This window comes from Calothrix sp. PCC 6303 (genome assembly GCF_000317435.1).
Classification (GTDB): Bacteria; Cyanobacteriota; Cyanobacteriia; order Cyanobacteriales; family Nostocaceae; genus PCC-6303.
On record NC_019751.1, the window covers coordinates 1,385,711 to 1,403,449 of the forward strand.

Genomic DNA, 17,739 nt, shown 5'->3' on the forward strand with positions numbered 1-17,739 from the left:
TTCCAACCATATTAAAGCATCAAGGGGAAATACAGCTTTTTACATGTAATCTTTGAGATCTTCTACCGGAGCGTCGAAGTCGTCGGACATGGTGAACATACCTTTCATGGTTCCGGCTTGGCGATATTTTTGGGGGTGATTTTCTGAAGGTAGGGTTTGGGTGTATTTGGTGGCGAGGTATTCGGCGTAGTGGAGGATTTCAGTTTGGAGATCTGGAGGAAGTTTGTTGAGGGTGGCGATGAGTTGGGACGAGAGCATGGGTTTTCTCCAAGGCGATGGATGGGTGTAATTCTATGATGGCGCGAAATTGATGCTTCTGAGTCGATTTGTCCCAATGCATAGACTGCACTCTTGCCCACGTCGCTATCAAAACAGAAGAATTGCTCTCGGACGCAGATAACTTTTTCCTCTAAACGAGATCTTAAATTCGTTCCGGTGCAGCAGGCTTGTTATACGGCGACTTCTCGCAGTTTTGAAAGTGTGCATCCCGTGTCACTAATATCAAATCATAAGCTTAGACGCATCTAAATGACATCTTTTGAAGTCTAAAAGGCTTGCTATAAAGCTTTTGCGATTACAAACTAAGTGCGTTTTAGCTTACTGCAATGCTAGTGCTGCAATCCAAATGTCATTTTCAGGTAACGGATGACCTTTAACTGTCCGCTGCATTTTAATAGTGAGACCGTACCTCACAGATCGCTTATGATCAATATATTCTCGTATGTTTGGGAGTTGAACCATGTCTCTCACCGATTTAATTCCTCTTGTCAATAATCTTAATCAGTCAGACAAATTATCACTCTTCAAACTCCTAGCCGCACAAATCCCACACGCTGAACTACAAGTCATCTTTTCTGCATCAGAGTACCCGATCTGGTCGCCCTACGATGCAACAGAAGCCGCAAATATTTTGATGCAGATGATTCAGGATGATCGAGAGGCATCTAATCATGCCTAGTACCGTCGAGTTTCCCTTTTCTGACGATGAAGCCTTACCCAAGATTCTTATCACTCTAAGTCATGCAGACTACTCTGTTTCTGCGAATGCGCTTCTAGATACTGGGTCTACGGTCAACCTATTACCTTATGACATTGGACTACAATTGGGTGCAGTTTGGGAGGAGCAAACTGTCCGTTTACCATTGGCTGGAAATCTCGCAAAGGTTGAAGCACGAGGTTTATTTGTGCATGTTCAAATTGCGAATCTGGAACCAGTTCGCCTAGCATTTGCCTGGACACAAGCCTCTCAAGTACCTTTAATTCTTGGGCAAACAAACTTCTTTCGGGAATTTGATGTTTGTTTTCAGCGATCGCAACGCACAATCGAAATTACCCGCTTCTAATAAGCATTAGATCTTCAACGTGGTCTAACTATATTAGACATTAAATGTGACATCGGAAATTGCTGGGGTTGAGCCAACAGCACTACTTAATCCTCGATATTTAGACCAAAAGGATGGTAGCGTTGCAGACTTCATAATTGCTCATAATCCATAGGTGTTGATTGACCTGCTGCAATTTCTTGTTTCGCTTTTCTGGCTGCTGCGACTAAATTATCCTGTGTCCTTCTAAATGAAGTATCCCAAAGCTTTTCATCCTCTAAATCGCTAATATAGTCACGAATATGCTCTACAAATTTTTCTTGCAAATCATCGGGCAGGGACTCAACCATCTTAACAAGCGTAGTGATAGCAGCAGAAGACATAAATTTATCAATAATAATGGAATGGATTATCAATTCTATTTTACAAGCTAGAACTCACTGTAAGTAACGATGAGTGCGATGTGTTTTTCTACTTAAGTGCATATGAGAATATGTAAAATTTTATACCGAAAATCCTATGGTTCGGCATCGTCCCACAAGAAAAGCTTCTAAAACTAAAGCTTTGATCTTGAGAGCGAAGCTTGCCTGAGGTGAAGCGCGATCGCATATAGTTTTAAATTCATCTTTCCTTTGGGCAAACCTCAAAAGCTAATTCATGTCTATAAAAACACACGTTAAATTCCGCAAAGAAATTCATGTGCCCAAGAATTACAGGTGTATCTCTCATTTCAGTCCAAGCAAAAGCAAGTAAAATAGGAGGGAACTGGGCAATCGTTCCAGACACAACCAAACCTCGTGAATCGCTCCGAGCCAAATTTCCGCTCAATGGAATGGAGACAGTTTGATTCTCCCAGACAGCCCCTAGCTGTATACCAATCTCGTAGGGGAGAACATTAACACTCGCACCTGTATCCAACAGTGCCATAACTTCTAGAGAACGATTCCCCAATGTGAGAATCAAAGGTAAATATGGCATGATGACCGAGCGCCCGAGACTATCAGTTCGTTCAGTGAATGAATAACGCTGCCCATCAAGCATCGGATGCTTCCTTTGCTGCAACCAGAAGATCTGACAATGCTTGAACAGCCGCACTATCTGCTTGAGGCGACCATATTTCTGCTCCAGTGGATGCAAGTTGCTGGAGTAACACATTCTCTGAATCACTCTCTCCAGTTACCTCTAGGCTACATCCTTCCTCTTTCGCAACAGCAAGAAGGAGAAAGTGAATGAGTCGAAGTTTATCTTGATGCGGCAGTTGGTTGACAACAGGTAGAAGTTCGTTGAGAGACATGTCATTCGTCTGAGAAGTTGAGACACTTATTAGTCTACCTGACTATTTAGGGCTTGCTGATTTTCTAATTTTCGTCAGTAACCTCAATGCCTCATTCACAGAAGCCGCGCATGTGATAGTATGCAAAATTTTATACTAGTAACACTATAGTTCGGCATCGTCCAACAAGAAAAGCTTGTAAAACTAAAGCTTTGATCTTGAGAGCGATCGCTTAAACCCCCAAAGCGTCTTTATTAGCTCTTTACCCCACAAAAAGCCACCCACCCCGCATTGGCATTTCCCTGTTTGGCGGCATAGTACCCCGGCACAGAATACATGTGAAACTCATCTGGCGCAAACCCCGCAGCTAAAGCATAGGTGGGAAAATCCTCGAATTTTGATGAAGCCAGATAGGGTTCTGAATTCGCCCAGACCTCTGTGTCGCGGAAATATCGAGCAACTAGCGTGGAAGGTTTAAGAAATAATTTGCTCTCCAAATGCACCATTACTCCCCCAGGCTTCAGTAGGCGATAGCTTTCAGCAAATACTCGCTTCCTTGCCACACCAGGGATTTCGTGCAGAAGAATATGGCTCACTACCAAATCAAAAGACTGATCAGCAAATTCGGTGCTTTCGGCATTCTGTTGAGAGAAATACACTGTTTTGTTCAAAATTCTGGCGCGCGCGATCGCATATCTCAACAACGACGCTCCTAGATCAATCCCCCAAACTTGGGCTTGCGGATAAGCTGATTGATAGGGTAAGGTGCTGTGACCAACTGAACACCCTAAATCCAAAATCCTCTGGGGTTGAAAATCTGGGTAGTGCTGTGCCAAGACATGATGAATCAAGGTCTGACCGAGTTCATCATTGAGGGATCCTAACCACCCCCGTCCATACAGAAAAACCCCATGGTCGTACAGTACCCCTGCCTCAAAATTATCCTCTTCAAGATTTTGAAGATACCCCCCCGGCATTCTGTGGATTTTGGTCTTAAGTTGGTGTGAGGGAATGTCCAGATCTGGATTTAGTTCCAGTCCTCCTTTTCCCGACCGATGGCATCGATAGACATCTTCGAGACGCTTTCGATCATCGTCGATGCTTGCCAAAACTCTCAACCATAGAAGATCTTGAAGCATACTGCGACGATGGTGAACCTCTTTTACCTCGGAACATCCATCTAGGACTGGGCGAACTTTGAGGTACAGTCTGTCCTGATTTTCTTCATTGGGATAATCAGAGATAATTTCATCCGTCTTCCGCTGAAACAGTTGAAACATAGAGAACCGAAAGGCTTCCATTTCACTGGCAAGTCCCAAGTCTTTTTCAGGAGAACGACTTTGGGGAATCAAATCATGCTGGAATTGAGGGAAAACTGTATTGCTCATTTCACCGCACTCATACTCATCAATAAAATGTGTGCCTTAAGTATAAGTAATATATAAAAACTCCACAATCTTAACAATTTCACCAAATGTAAAATTTTATACTAAAAAAAATAGGTTCGGCATCGTCCAACAAGAAAAGCTCTTAAAACTAAGGCTTTGATCGTGAGAGCGTAGTTTACCACCGTAGGTATCGCGTATGGTTTTACAAGCAATTTTCAGGTAAATAGACCACACGTAGAGACGTTCCGGTGGAATGTCTAGATAAGGTTTTGGTATTGATGACGACAAAGAAGGTGGATGCGATAACCATAAAGTTGACGCACCCACCTTCACATACGGTCAAAAAAATTAAAACTTAACTACCAATCACCGCATCGGCTTGTTTCTCCAATGGTTTCTGTGGTTCCACAGGTTCTTTAAATGCTAATCTCAACAACGGTGGAGCGATAAAGGTTGTCAAAATCACCATCATAATAATTGCTGCTTGTAACGGTTTATCTAACACACCACTTGCAGAACCAATCCCCGCAAACACCAAACCAACTTCACCACGGGGAATCATTCCCACACCAATGGCAACTCGATTAATTCCCGGTTGCCCAAAAACTGCCCAACCTGTGACAAATTTACCAACGATTGCGATCGCAATCAAAAATATGGCGATAAATAATCCTTCCCGGTTGGTGGGAATTGCTGGATTGAGTACACTCAGGTCAACTTTTGCCCCAACTGTAACAAAGAATATCGGTACTAAAATATCAGCAATTGGTTTAACTTGCTCGTCTAGTTCCTTACGTTTGTCGGTTTCATCCAGTACCAAACCCGCAGCAAACGCACCCAAAATGGCTTCTAAATGAATTGCGTTACCAATAAAAGCCATGAAGAAGGCAAATATAAGCGCAGGAATAATGATGTTTCCTCGCGTTTGCAACTTATCAGCAATCCCCACAAAGGATTGATTGAAGAATTTTCCCAGTAATATTGAACCAATCAAAAATGCTGTTGCACTGACAATTAAATAGATAACGTTAGCTATATCTACTTCACCTGTTTTTGCCAAGCTTGCAACCACTGCTAACACAATGATTCCCAGAATGTCATCAATTACCGCAGCACCAACGATAATTTGACCTTCACGGGATTTTAATTGACCAATTTCGGAAAGCACTTTGGAGGTAATACCAATACTAGTAGCTGTGAGTGCGGCACCTGCAAAAATCGCGGGAATTGCGGGAAAATGGAAAAAGTAAATTAACCCAACTGTACCTGCAATAAAGGGAACTGCCACACCTACGCAAGCTACAACTGTTGCTTGATATCCAACTTTTTTTAATTCTTTTAAATCCGATTCTAAACCGATTTCAAATAGGAGAATAATCACCCCTATTTCCGCTAAAACTGAAACAACTTCGCTTTGAGCTTCAAAAATTGAGGTTGCGGCATCGGGAGTCAGATTGTTGATGAACTGTAAAAGTCCTACAATTACGGAGTTGGATGCTTCTGCACCACCTTCGGGAAACACCAAAAGATGTAAAGCGGAAGCACCAACGATGACACCAGCTACTAATTCACCTAAAACTGGTGGTAAGTCGATTTTTCGGGAAATTTCACCACCCAGTTTACTGGCAATGTAAACAACAATCAGGCTCAGTAATACTCCGGTGAGGATGATGGGGCTATATTCTGATGGGGTAGCTGTTCCTAGCAAAGGGTGGGAAATCAGCTTTGATAAAGGGGTAATGATATTTACTGAGTCTATAAAATTCATATTTATCGCCGTTGCATGAATTGTTGGGAACTGTAGAAACCCGATATGTCAAAGACGCGATGTTACGGTGCGGGAAGCGCTTCGCTCTACGCGTCTTTACATTCATTATTGTTTGAGATTAAATGCTTCCCGGCTGTGTAAAATAGCTGAATAAATCACCTTGGGAACTGTATTCTGAAGATGGGGAAACATTTTGTCATTGTCAAGATGTTGGCAAATGAATACACCCATCCCAACTAGTTCTGCGTCGTCTCGATTTAGCAGCCCTCTGGTCCACAGAAATGTCTACCGTACAGTACCTCTGCTTCACAGAGATAGATAATGCCTGCAAAATCGGTGAAAAACTTGATTGCAACCTGATCTGCAATCTTCTCTGCCATCTCCCGACTTTCGGTGAGTACCTCGAACTTGACATTTGAATCGGTGTCGGCACTGCTGGGTTTACCTGTAGAGCGCACGTTGCGACTGCCTTTACCGCCAGTATCAACCACTGTATAACCAGTTGCCCCACATTCATCAATGATCTTGGCGACCTTTTTCAGTAGAACCTTTTCTGTGACGATGACGAGTTTATTGGCACGCTTGGACATGTTGCTTACCTCCTTAAATTATGTACATTGATCTACTTGAATTGCTGGGTCAAGGGATCGCTCAAAGACCTTGACCGGTTTGGAATTACTTACCGGCTTGCTGGGTGATCGCCTGGGCAAGTCCGATGAAGAAGGGTATACAGATACCGATGGCAACTGGCGTACCGACAGCTGTGGATGCACCTATATAGGCGGAGGGATTCGCTGAGGGGATACCTGCTCGTAATGTGGGTGGACCTGAGATGTCTGAACTGGAGGAGGCAATGACAGCTAGGATGACAACGCCACCCATGCTGAATCCCGCAACTTGGTGGGCAATCATGCCGAGACCGAAGGCAATTAACCCATGTAAAAATGGTGCCACCACACTATACACGACGTACCACTGGGCTACCTTACGCAATTCGCCAATTCTTGACCAAGCTTCTATACCCATGACCAGCATCAAGATGGAAAGCAAGCCGCGAAAGGCAGGATCGTAGAAGCTTTTATAGACACTTTCCGGTTGGGTGAATAGTCCAAGAGCCAGACCTAATAACATTGCCGATAGGGCAGAACCCTGGAGGCTTTCCTTGATAATTGGCCATATCTTGACCTTGTTATCCCCATCCCCCTTCTGCTGGTTGAGATACTCCTGACGGTTGCTGGGATAATCTTGTTGATCGGGATAATCGCCAGCCGCAACGGGCTGTTCAGTAGAGTAGGCTGCTTGTTTAACCTTCCTCTTGTTGAGGTAAATGTTAGCCACCACAATCGCAGTTACGAGCGCTGGGATATCCATGAAGGGATAGAGTGCACCAGCCCATGCCTCGTATGGAATTTTTTGTTCTTCCAGTACCGTCAAGCCTGCTGCCATGGTAGAACCACTCACCGCACCAAACAAACCCCCAGTGGCGATGGCATCCACGACTTTCACCTTTGGTAGTTTGGCTAAGGTATAGCGGGCGATGAAGACAACAATAATCCCTACCATGATGGCAAAGAGCATGGGTAACACCATCTGTGTCAGGTTGGAATTGCGGATCGCAATTCCACCTGTCAGACCGATTTTAGTGAGCAGCATGAAGACGATGATCGTACAAATCGACTCTGGAATGATTAATTCGCTACCAAGGGCAGCAATGATCATCCCACCAATCAAAAAGGCGAGTGTTGGGGATTGCAACTGGGCAACGAAGTCTGTCAAGAAAAGGGACAAGAAATCCATGTAGTAAATTTTCCTTAATGGTCAGATAAGTTAATTAGATAACCAGTGAGTAGTAGATTAGCATCTGTCTATGTCCTTTTAAATAAACGGCTTGATAAATCATCAGATGCTTCCTTTAAACTAAGCTTTAAATCTTGGCTTAAGAGGATGAAATTATAGGTAGAGAGATAATTGCAGCAGCTACACTGCTGAAGATATCATCGCGCAAATTGCGTAATTTGATTTTGTTAGTTATTCCCATTGTTCACAACAATTTATAAGGTTAGATGCTTGATGACTTGGCAACAAATGGTTTATTTTCAGAATCTAGTAAATTATTTTTGTTTGATTCAAAATTTTCTAGCATTAAGTCCGATACCAGTATTTGATTTTGTCGCCAAAATAGTACGTTAATCTCTATTAAATCCCTAGAACAACCAAATGTACACAACTATTTCAGCGTGCTATATTAGTTAAATATATGTCTTCAGTTACTAAAGTTTATAGAGATAAATTGCTTTGAACTAATTTTTCAGAGATTTATAATTTGTACATGGCAAAGTTAAAAAAGTTATTTAAAAGTGGTTTAGTTACCAGTTTAAATAACTTGGCTGGATTGCTTATTAAGTTTTCCTCAAAGATTGAGATACTATTCCTAGATAGGAAAAAGCCTAGCAAGAAATATATGTTTACTCCTTGCCTCTATATTTTGATGGATTCCTTAGTCAACTATGATTGTGGGAAGTACGATTCAATTAATTAGAGTTTTAGTATTGCCAGATACTAGAATTAAATCGATAAGTACAGCTTACAGCCTTTCTGGTCTCAGTGATCACCCTTTTCATCATAAATATAAAATGAATATTAAATATTATTCATAGCATTAAATCTATAGATAGTTTTTAACCGCTCAAAAATTGTTTATAATGTAGGTTAAAATCTAAGCCAGCTACGCCAACACGTAGGATCTCCGGTGTAAAAGCTGCTGTAAAGTTATGCACGGAGGGGCTTTTTTAGGTAGGAAACTTTACAAGACTTCGTTGTGGTATGCAAAAAGTCAAGTCATGCGGTGTGATTGTGATGCGATTCTCCACAGGAGAGGCTACACGAAAGCATAATCTCTCAAATGTAGAATCACCGTCTAATTTGAGCTTTTTATTGATGCATAAACCCAAGCGCTATGACTTGCCGAAGGGACATATGGAGCATAATGAGGATGAGTTGGGTTGTGCTTTACGGGAATTAAGGGAAGAAACAGGGATTTTAGCTAGCGATTTGGATATTGATACGAATTTCCGCTTTGTTGATACTTATAAGGCTTGCTATCAGCGTTTTGGTAGGAAGGTTGTGGAAAAAAATGTGATTATTTTTCTCGGTTGGCTCAAACATGAGGTTAATATCAAGTTAACTGAGCATAGTGGATACACTTGGGTAGATTGGAATCCACCCCACGTTATTCAAACTAGAACTATTAATCCTTTGTTGAGGGAATTGGAACTATATTTAAATAGCAATTTTGGTTTATAGCTGTTGTTTTTGTCAAAATTCAGCAGAACCATGTAGAGACGCGACTCATCTCTACATGGTTCTAAAATCTGTTGTATAACTTGGGTGTTTTCTCAGTTGATAGTGTTGCCCCACAGTATTTGCAAAGGGAAAATTGCGGAATTTTTGGTATTCTGTATCGGTATGGGAGTATGTCACTATGCCAAAATCTTTCCGTTTCCTACCCGTTTTATCATTGGTATCACTAGTTATACTTGGGGGTTGCTCATCTCCCAAGGCTAAAACTAGTGGTGCGGTAAATCACAATAGTACAACAGTTAATGCGGCGGCACCTGTAAAACAACCTTTGATTGTAGCGGCTGTAAATCCAGATCCTGCAACGAATTCCCAAGTTAATAAATATGTGAAATCCTTAGCTGTTGTTAGTGCTTCTCAGCAATTACACGGTGTTTGGATGCAATCGGGTAGTGGTTTGTTGGCAAATTACCAGGGGACAACACCAGTAAAAGCGGCTTCTATTAGTAAGGTTGCCACAACTTTAGTTGCGTTGAAAACATTAACTCCTGACCACCGCTTTATCACACAGGTGGGGGGAACAGGTAGAATGGAGAACGGAGTATTGAAGGGTGATTTGGTAATTGAGGGTGGTGGTGATCCTTTGTTTGTTTGGGAGGAAGCGATCGCACTGGGCAACGAAATCAATAAAATGGGGATTAAGCAGGTTACAGGTGACTTAGTTATTACAGGTAAGTTCTACATGAACTTTAACCGGGATGCTGTAGCTGCGGGAAATTTTTTCAAGATAGCTTTGGATAGTACTAAGTGGACACCTGTTATTCAGCGTCAATACCAAACTTTACCACCTGGTACGCCTCGACCGAAAATAGCGATCGCTGGTAAGGTGAAAGCAGTAAATAGTGTTCCTAGTAATATAACTCCTCTAATTCGCCATAGTTCTTACCCCTTGGCTGAATTACTCAAAAAAATGAATCAGTACAGCAATAACGATATGGCAGAAATGTTTGCTGATGCTGTGGGGGGTGCTGCTGTAATTTCCAAAACAGCTGCTGCAATCGTGGGTGTTCCAGAAAATGAAATATATTTAGTTAATGGTTCTGGATTAACCTACGAAAATCAGATTTCTCCCCGTGCTGCAACTGGTTTATTGCGGGCAGTTGAAGACTACCTAAAACCCTACAATATGACAGTTGCAGATGTTTTTATGGTGATGGGGCAAGATAAAGGTGTTTTGGAAGCGAGGAAAATTCCGAAGTTTGCAGTTGTTAAATCCGGTAGCTTGGATACTGTTAGTGGGTTGGTGGGGGTGATTCCTACCCAAAAACAAGGAAATGTCTGGTTTACAATTATGAATTCCACCGGAGACTTGAACAGTTACCGCAAGCAGCAAGATGTCTTTTTAACTAATATTGTGAAACAATGGGGGATAGTGGCAACTTCTCCTCCTGAATTAACTCCAAGTCCAAATCGCCAAAACAAAATATCCACTAACGAAATACTCTATCGCGTCACGGAGTAAGTCAAAAGCTTTAGGCTTCTCTTTCCTGAACTAAATCCCGAATTAGTGAGGTACGGGAGTGGATATACATACTAAGTTTATCAGTTTCTTCATTACTTAGGGTTTCCCGATAGCTGATTTGCTGCAAAATTTGCTTGACTAAATCCCCATCATTGAGATTGAGAAGCAGATTTGCCTGGGTTTGTTCAACCACATTCCACAGCTGACGCAATCTGGAGACGTTAATCGCTGGCACTTGATATTGATTCATGATTCCAGACAATTTAATATTTTCTTTATATTCTAGCATTATCAAATTGGTCTGCTAGGTTGTGTGTCACCGATGCTGGGTAATTATACAGGTTAAATCCTTGGTATTCTCTGAACCAGATGAAACCAGAGAGGCTGAATAGCCGATTTTAGGGCAAATATATGGCTTTTTATGTCCTAAAAGGCATCCTACGTTAAGAAACTTTGTGTAAATTAATATTTTATTTATATTTTCTTTAGAATTAAATATTGAAGCTCACCCAATACCCTATGCTGGATCTATGGAAGCTGTTAATCGTTGATGATTGTGCAGCGGATAGGAAAGTTTATCGACGTTTACTATCTAAAGACCCTCAGCAGTCATATCACGTTTTAGAGGCTGAATCAGCTGAAGATGCACTGAGTATTTACAAGCAGCAGCGATGTGATGTGATTTTGCTGGATTTTTGCCTACCCGATATGAGTGGGTTAGAGTTTTTAGATCAATTAAAGTTGCAAATAATTGATACTTCCATGCCAGTTATCATGCTAACAGGATTTGGAGATGAAGTTGTTGCTGCACAAGCGATGAGGATGGGTGTTCAAGATTACCTTGTGAAGCAGCATCTCCAAGCGGATGCATTACAGTTAGCAGTACGTAATGTGATTCAGCGATCGCATTTACAAACGGAGTTAGCAAAAACGCGAGATCGGCAGCGTCTTATTGCTACCACGGCTTTAAGAATTCGTCAATCCCTGAATTTGGATCAGATTCTCCACACAGCAGTTACAGAGGTGCATCAACTCCTAGATTCCTATGTGTTGCGCCAAGGTGCGACGAATTTGCGGGTGATGATTTATCAGTTTTCGCAAAATAACAATATCAATTTTGGATCATGTTTTCCCAATGAGATGGAATCGGGGATTCACAATGTCTGCATGAGTGAGGAATGTCAAAAGGCTATTTCCCATATCTACGAAGCTGGGGAAAGTTTAGATTCTACCGAAGCTGCGAATATCTTGAATGTTCCCCATAATTTGGTTGCGCCAATTATCCTACCAGAAAATGGTAAGCCGACTCCAACTTTATGGGGGTTATTAATTGCACACCAATCTTTACAAGTGAGGCAATGGCAAAGTGATGAAGTGGAGATGTTGCATGAATTATCTGTACAGTTAGCAATTGCTATTCAGCAAGCTGAACTTTTGAAAAAGACTCAATGTGCTTTGGAAAAGGAACAAAAATTAAATATCTTCAAATCCCAAATTATCACGACGGTTTCCCATGAGTATCGCACCCCTTTAACTTCGGTTTTAACAGCAGCATCGACTCTAAAAAAACACTATGTTCATCTTAGCGAAGAACGAAGAACTAAATTTTTAGATATTATTGAAGTTAAAGCTAGGCACATGTCAAAATTAGTAGATGATATGTTGCTTGTAAATGAGATTGAACTGAGTAAAACTAAATTCAAGCCTTTACCTTTAGATTTACTGAACTTTTTTTCTGACCTGATAGAGGAACAACGTTTAACATTAGATGAACGACATATTTTAAGTTTTAAGGTAACTGGAAACAATAAAGGTTTTTGGGGAGATAGATGTTTACTAAGACAGTTGTTTGTGAATCTAATTTCCAATGCCATTAAATATTCTCCCCATGGTGGTGAAGTTGAGTTTCACTTGATGGGAAGTGAGTCACGAGTTACTTTTACAATTACAGATTACGGTATTGGTATTCCTGATAGCGAACAAGGAAACATATTTCAATCATTTAGTCGGGGAAGTAATGTAGATACCATACCGGGTACAGGTTTAGGTTTACCAATTGTAAAAGCTTGTGTGGAGATTCATGGTGGTGAAATTGGGGTTGAAAGTGAAGTGAACCAAGGAACTAAGGTGACTGTGACTCTACCCAAGAGACTGTAAAATTCTCATTCACCGATCTTCCCATCGTTCGAGGGGACAGGGAACGGGCAACAGGCAACAGTCAGAGGAGATTCCTCTGACTTCGTGAGGATTTTTGAAGAGATACGGAAATTGTTGCCTATTCGTTCCCTCTAGGACTTACGCATTGACAGGAAAGCTAGTTTATGTATTCAAGCGGCACAACTAGCATTCAAGTTATCCAAAACATATTCACGAATAACTTTTGTGAATAGATTCCTTTGTACTTCATACCAATTGTCAATGATGTTTTCAGAACGCATTTTCTCTAAACGAACAAATGCTTGAAGTGAGCAGAATATATGTGTTTTGATTGCGTGGCTATCTCTAACCATAAACCTACAAATGCCACATAGCTGTTTTACTGCTCTATGGAAACTTTCAATACCCCAATGTGTGTCATGAATAGTGATAAATTCAGTTCTAGTTATTTGTTGTAAGACTTCTTTCTGATTCTCGTCATCAGGCTGATAAAATATGTAGTGTCTAGAGTCTTCTTTCTTAAACACTTTCCTAAACAACTTTACAAATCCAAATTCTCTTAAATGAGTTATCAAACCTTCATCGTAAATCTCTAAAGTACTTACCTGACAGTACTTTCCAGGCTCATTTGATACTGTTCTATTTTTTTCAACTCCGAATAAAAAACCTAATTTCTGGTTTCTCAAAAATTTCAGATTTTCTACTCCTGAGTACCAACTATCCCCTGTGACTATTCGCGGCTTTAATCCCCAATCAGTCACTTCTATTAGCATCTCTTGGAAATAATCATTTTTGGTTTTTCCCTCCTTCTTATCGTATATCCTGTAATTTATGGGAACACAATTGCCTCGAATATCGCTGTAATAAAGTGTTATTAAATTTAAACCTTTAATCGTTTTATGATATTTACCAGACCAAAAATATCCAATTAATTCTGCGTATTTTGGGTTGCTGTACAGCTTTTCTATTACTGTATCATCAACACTTAAAATCCCTCCTTCTATATTGATTATCTCTTTTACTATGTCAAATAAATCTTTTGGCTCGTATCTTTCTCTCAGCAAAAACCTATTCACACTATCATGTGAAACATCTCCCAAGATTTCTGCCAATCGACTGCACCCTCCATGCTTTGGCTCCGATAGCAAGAACAGGGTGTAATGTTCCAAATTACATTGTGCTGTCGAGGGTTTGCTGATTTCTCTAATTGTCCGATACCTTGAAAGTAGACGACACCGTTTTCCAATGCATTATTTTACCATCCCGTCAATGCGTAAGTCCTACCCTCTTAAATAGTGAGTGTGGGTAATGGGTTTATTCCCAAAACCCCATTCCCAATTGTGAATATTTATTCATGGTGTAAAAGCTGTACAGTTGATTATCTAAAATTTAAATATTCTTTATGATTGCCCTTCATCCTATATGCGATGAGAAAAAGCCTATTAAACTTCATTGGATTGGTAGTTGCGATCGCACTCAGCATCATAGGCTGTAATTATCTGCCACTATCAACTAAATCACCAACAGTCAATATTACAACTATCAAGCTTAGTGGTTGGAGTGCTTCTCCTGCCGAACAACGATTGCTTAAAAGCGTATTGCGCGATTTTGAAGTCCAGCACCCAAGTATAAAAGTAAAATATGAGGTCATTGCCGACCAATATATGGACGTGATCAAAACACGTCTTGTTGGTGAAGCTGCTCCCGATGTATTTTATTTGGATGCATTGGAAGCACCTTTTTTGATGAGTCAAGACGTTATCGAACCCCTCGATACTTACATCAAGCCCGAATTTGACTTACCTGATTTTCAAGAAGCCCTGCTTAACACTTTCAAATACAAAAATAGCATCTACGGCTTACCCAAAGATTATTCGACTTTGGCACTTTTTTACAACAAACAAGCCTTTGCAAATGCAGGTCTAGAAAATCCTCCCACAACTTGGGAAGAATTGCGTGCTGATGCCAAAAAACTCACAAAAGACACAAATAATGACGGTAGAATTGACCAATATGGTTTTGGCGAAACACCTGAATTAGCAAGACAAGCTTATAAAATCAAAGCCTTTGGTGGAGAATTAATTGACAGTAATAGTCGCGCTAATTTTGCAAATCAACAAGCATTACAAGGGTTACAGGTTGTTGTAGATCAGTATCAGAAAGAACATTCATCGGTACAGAAATCTGATGTAGGCACCAACTCAGGAACTGAAATGTTTGGTCAAGGTAAAGCTGCAATGGTCATTGAAGGTAATTGGGCAATCCCTTTTCTCAAGGAAACATTTCCCAACTTAGGTTTTGCCACCGCAGAAATACCGAAGGTAAATAAAAAATTAGGCACAATGATATTCACTGTCGCCTATGTGATGAACAAACAAAGCCAGCATAAACCCGAAGCATGGGAATTAATTTCCTACCTCACCGGGAAACAAGGAATGCAGAAGTGGACGGGAACTGGCTTTGCTTTACCAACTCGTCAATCTGTAGCTGCAAATTTAGGTTATGAACAAGACCCCTTGAGATCATCTTTAGTAGCAGGTGTAAATTATGGTACACCTTGGCAAGTGGGGAAGTTTCCCGCAGCAATTACGAATAATTTTGACAACCAATTTATTAGTGCCATGTTGGGAGAACAGACGTTGATGCAAGCAATGGAAAAGGCGCAAAATCAAGCAAATCAATTGATTAAGACACTTGATTAGAAATTAATTTTTGGATTTAGCTATTTATAAGAGTTGAAAATTCGTTAATGTCGAGGAGAACTAGACATATCTTCATGCGATTGCGCTGGTAGAATAAGAGCAAATATTTAGGCAATTAGTATTTATGGAAAATTCTCCATCGATTTCAGAGCAACCTCTAAGTAATTTGACAGCAGCAGACTTAGAAATATTAATTACCCAAATTGTCAAGAAAGTTATTAAACAAGAAACACAGCAACAACAAGCAGATCTTCCCGTGACGCAAGAAAGCTACGCTTTGCTAACACGAACGCAAGAATTATTAAATACATTTGGGAGTTGGGAGGATACCCGGAGTACAGAAGAAATAGTTGATGATATTTACGCAAGCCGTACAGTCAGTGAATAACCATAATGGATAATTTACTCGATACTGACACTTGCATCTACTGGCTTAATGGTCGTGAGGTTGTTAGAAATAAACTGTTATCTATCGGCTTGAATAACGTCTCAATTTGTTCTATTTCTGTTGCCGAATTATATTACGGTGCTTACAATTCTAGTAGAGTTGAAGAAAATTTGATCCGTGCTGAAAGATTTATACAAAACATGACTGTTATCCCTTTAAATAATGATTCATTGAAATTATTTGGAGAATTAAAAGCCGAACTTCGTAAACTTGGACAACCAGTTGCAGATTTCGATTTACTAATTGCCAGTGTAGCGATTACAGAAAGACTAGTCTTAGTAACAAATAATACTCGGCATTATGAGCGTATTCCTAATATCCAATTAGAAAATTGGACGCTGATTGACTAACAATACCTTCGCTATTTTACGATAAATAAAGCTTTAAGTCTCCAGGGTAAATTAAGGCTTTCTGTTTTTTTTGGCAAAACTAAAAGCCGTATAAACATGGTGCTGGTTTTCCCGTACAGGGTTTTATTTACGTTCTTTAGCCCATAAGGGTTTTAAGCTTTTGCTGTCGGCTGAAAATAAAACCCTTATTTTTCAGGAATCCGATGATTTTGCATGGTTTTTGTGATATTCCGTTTTGGCGAAGGTATTGTCAAGATAGACGAGGTTTATGTATTTTTTAATTAAGTTTTTAATCTTATACCAATTCAAATAATGATTGCAACACATCAAACAGTAGAGACGTAGCAGTGCTACGTCTCTACAAATATCTATCTATCGCATTGTTTTTTCAAATTGGTATTAAATTAGAGGGTTGAAAAATTTCAATAATAATAAGGGATATTAACTTTCGAGAGGGATGATATTTTTGCTTTTATACATCTATCTAAAGGAGTATTATAGATTATCATGCATCTTATTTCGCTACAACTAAATTTAAGTGTATGAAAGGTGCGGAGATTGACAAGTGATTGAAGCAAGAAGACGAAGAAGAAACACCAAGTTATATCTGACTGAAAATATAGCTGGATATGGGTTTATGACTCCAACTATTTTGGTGTTGGGGACATTTATTGTATTACCTATTATTTATGCGGTATTTTTGTCACTGCATAAAGTCCAGCTACTTGGTGGAATTAAATACGAATTTATTGGGTTTCGCAATTTTAACAACTTAGTGGAAGACGATCGCGTTTGGATTGCGTTACGAAATACAATCGAATATGTGACGATTGTAGTCCCATCGCAAACGATTTTGGCTTTGATTTTAGCTGTCACCTTGAACTCTGGGATTCGCGGGAAAAATTGGTGGAGAATTCTCTATTTTTTGCCAACTGTCACCTCATCAGCAGTATTAACGCTGATTTTCATGTGGATATATAACAGTAATGGTTTATTAAATAATTTTCTTGCCTTTTTAAGATTACCTACCTACAACTGGTTAGGCGACCCTAGCGTAGCACTCAAAGGGATTATGATCATGAATATCTGGTCAACCGCGCCATTTTTCATGGTAATTTATTTAGCAGCCTTGCAAGATATTCCGCGATCGCTTTACGAAGCGGCTGAACTAGATGGAGCAAATCCTTGGCAGCAAATTATACACATTACGATTCCCATGTTACGTCCAGTGACATTTTTTGTGTTAGCAATGGGGATTATTGGTACATTCCAGTTATTTGACCAATCTTACATTTTTTCCAACGGCAATGGTGGTCCCAATAATGCCACCCTCACAGTAGTATTACTCATATATCAAGCAGTCTTTCGCAACTTACAGATGGGATATGGATCTGCGATCGCATTTCTACTTGCAAGCGTTATTATCGTCGTAACCCTGATTCAACGCCGCTTATTTGGTGAAAAAATATAACTTATATTTTCATGATTTGCTAGTTTAATGTAAGTCTGAAT

Annotated in this window: 19 protein-coding genes; 9 read left to right on the top strand and 10 right to left on the bottom strand. The window is 40.2% G+C overall.

The window, feature by feature from the left end:
• Nucleotides 1-39: 39 nt before the first annotated feature.
• Nucleotides 40-258 (bottom strand): DUF2281 domain-containing protein, encoded by a 219-nt coding sequence (locus CAL6303_RS05695; protein ID WP_015196893.1) that lies wholly within the window; start codon nt 256-258, stop codon nt 40-42.
• 481 nt (nt 259-739) lie between these two features.
• On the opposite strand from CAL6303_RS05695, the gene CAL6303_RS05700 reads away from it, so the two are divergent.
• Nucleotides 740-958, top strand: coding sequence for a hypothetical protein (locus CAL6303_RS05700; RefSeq protein ID WP_015196894.1), 219 nt, complete (start codon nt 740-742; stop codon nt 956-958).
• A complete protein-coding gene (locus CAL6303_RS05705) occupies nt 951-1,343 on the top strand; it encodes an aspartyl protease family protein (RefSeq protein ID WP_015196895.1) in 393 nt (130 codons plus the stop codon). Before CAL6303_RS05700 ends, CAL6303_RS05705 begins: the two co-directional genes overlap by 8 nt.
• Nucleotides 1,344-1,474: 131 nt before the next feature.
• Here CAL6303_RS05705 and CAL6303_RS05710 read toward each other — a convergent pair whose 3' ends face one another.
• The 7 genes from CAL6303_RS05710 to CAL6303_RS05740 all read right to left on the bottom strand — a co-directional run bounded on the left by CAL6303_RS05710 (nt 1,475) and on the right by CAL6303_RS05740 (nt 7,548).
• Complete coding sequence (locus CAL6303_RS05710; RefSeq protein ID WP_015196897.1) at nt 1,475-1,705, bottom strand: hypothetical protein; 231 nt, start codon at nt 1,703-1,705, stop codon at nt 1,475-1,477.
• A gap of 238 nt (nt 1,706-1,943) precedes the next feature.
• Nucleotides 1,944-2,363, bottom strand: a complete 420-nt coding sequence (locus tag CAL6303_RS05715) for a hypothetical protein (protein ID WP_015196898.1) — start codon at nt 2,361-2,363, stop codon at nt 1,944-1,946.
• Nucleotides 2,356-2,616, bottom strand: a complete 261-nt coding sequence (locus CAL6303_RS05720; protein ID WP_015196899.1) for a hypothetical protein — start codon at nt 2,614-2,616, stop codon at nt 2,356-2,358. Before CAL6303_RS05720 ends, CAL6303_RS05715 begins: the two co-directional genes overlap by 8 nt.
• A gap of 233 nt (nt 2,617-2,849) precedes the next feature.
• Nucleotides 2,850-3,983, bottom strand: a complete 1,134-nt coding sequence (locus tag CAL6303_RS05725) for a methyltransferase domain-containing protein (RefSeq protein ID WP_015196900.1) — start codon at nt 3,981-3,983, stop codon at nt 2,850-2,852.
• 355 nt (nt 3,984-4,338) lie between these two features.
• A complete protein-coding gene (locus CAL6303_RS05730) occupies nt 4,339-5,751 on the bottom strand; it encodes a cation:proton antiporter (protein WP_015196901.1) in 1,413 nt (470 codons plus the stop codon).
• 257 nt (nt 5,752-6,008) lie between these two features.
• Complete coding sequence (locus CAL6303_RS05735; RefSeq protein ID WP_015196902.1) at nt 6,009-6,341, bottom strand: P-II family nitrogen regulator; 333 nt, start codon at nt 6,339-6,341, stop codon at nt 6,009-6,011.
• An 85-nt stretch (nt 6,342-6,426) separates the two neighbouring features.
• The gene (locus CAL6303_RS05740; protein WP_015196903.1) at nt 6,427-7,548 is read right to left on the bottom strand and encodes a sodium-dependent bicarbonate transport family permease; all 1,122 of its coding nucleotides are present in this window, start codon (nt 7,546-7,548) and stop codon (nt 6,427-6,429) included.
• 1,026 nt (nt 7,549-8,574) lie between these two features.
• On the opposite strand from CAL6303_RS05740, the gene CAL6303_RS05750 reads away from it, so the two are divergent.
• Together CAL6303_RS05750 and CAL6303_RS05755 are read left to right on the top strand one after the other, a co-directional pair.
• The gene (locus CAL6303_RS05750; RefSeq protein WP_015196906.1) at nt 8,575-9,054 is read left to right on the top strand and encodes a bis(5'-nucleosyl)-tetraphosphatase; all 480 of its coding nucleotides are present in this window, start codon (nt 8,575-8,577) and stop codon (nt 9,052-9,054) included.
• Nucleotides 9,055-9,232: 178 nt separating this feature from the next.
• Nucleotides 9,233-10,570 (top strand): D-alanyl-D-alanine carboxypeptidase, encoded by a 1,338-nt coding sequence (locus CAL6303_RS05755; RefSeq protein ID WP_015196907.1) that lies wholly within the window; start codon nt 9,233-9,235, stop codon nt 10,568-10,570.
• A 10-nt stretch (nt 10,571-10,580) separates the two neighbouring features.
• Here CAL6303_RS05755 and CAL6303_RS05760 read toward each other — a convergent pair whose 3' ends face one another.
• A complete protein-coding gene (locus tag CAL6303_RS05760; RefSeq protein ID WP_015196908.1) occupies nt 10,581-10,859 on the bottom strand; it encodes a hypothetical protein in 279 nt (92 codons plus the stop codon).
• Between the two features lie 230 nt (nt 10,860-11,089).
• On the opposite strand from CAL6303_RS05760, the gene CAL6303_RS05765 reads away from it, so the two are divergent.
• Nucleotides 11,090-12,727: a hybrid sensor histidine kinase/response regulator gene (locus CAL6303_RS05765; protein ID WP_015196909.1), complete on the top strand. Its 1,638-nt coding sequence runs from the start codon at nt 11,090-11,092 to the stop codon at nt 12,725-12,727.
• 170 nt (nt 12,728-12,897) lie between these two features.
• Here the strand turns inward: CAL6303_RS05765 and CAL6303_RS05770 are convergent, their stop codons facing one another.
• Complete coding sequence (locus tag CAL6303_RS05770; protein ID WP_083866358.1) at nt 12,898-13,875, bottom strand: transposase; 978 nt, start codon at nt 13,873-13,875, stop codon at nt 12,898-12,900.
• 279 nt (nt 13,876-14,154) lie between these two features.
• On the opposite strand from CAL6303_RS05770, the gene CAL6303_RS05775 reads away from it, so the two are divergent.
• The 4 genes from CAL6303_RS05775 (at nt 14,155) to CAL6303_RS05790 (ending at nt 17,698) form a co-directional block, all read left to right on the top strand.
• Nucleotides 14,155-15,429: an ABC transporter substrate-binding protein gene (locus CAL6303_RS05775; RefSeq protein ID WP_015196910.1), complete on the top strand. Its 1,275-nt coding sequence runs from the start codon at nt 14,155-14,157 to the stop codon at nt 15,427-15,429.
• A 124-nt stretch (nt 15,430-15,553) separates the two neighbouring features.
• The gene (locus CAL6303_RS05780) at nt 15,554-15,817 is read left to right on the top strand and encodes a hypothetical protein (protein ID WP_015196911.1); all 264 of its coding nucleotides are present in this window, start codon (nt 15,554-15,556) and stop codon (nt 15,815-15,817) included.
• Between the two features lie 5 nt (nt 15,818-15,822).
• Nucleotides 15,823-16,227 carry a type II toxin-antitoxin system VapC family toxin gene (locus CAL6303_RS05785; protein ID WP_015196912.1) on the top strand — a complete coding sequence of 135 codons (405 nt, stop codon included), beginning with the start codon at nt 15,823-15,825 and terminating at the stop codon, nt 16,225-16,227.
• Between the two features lie 565 nt (nt 16,228-16,792).
• A complete protein-coding gene (locus CAL6303_RS05790) occupies nt 16,793-17,698 on the top strand; it encodes a carbohydrate ABC transporter permease (protein WP_015196913.1) in 906 nt (301 codons plus the stop codon).
• Nucleotides 17,699-17,739: the final 41 nt, after the last annotated feature.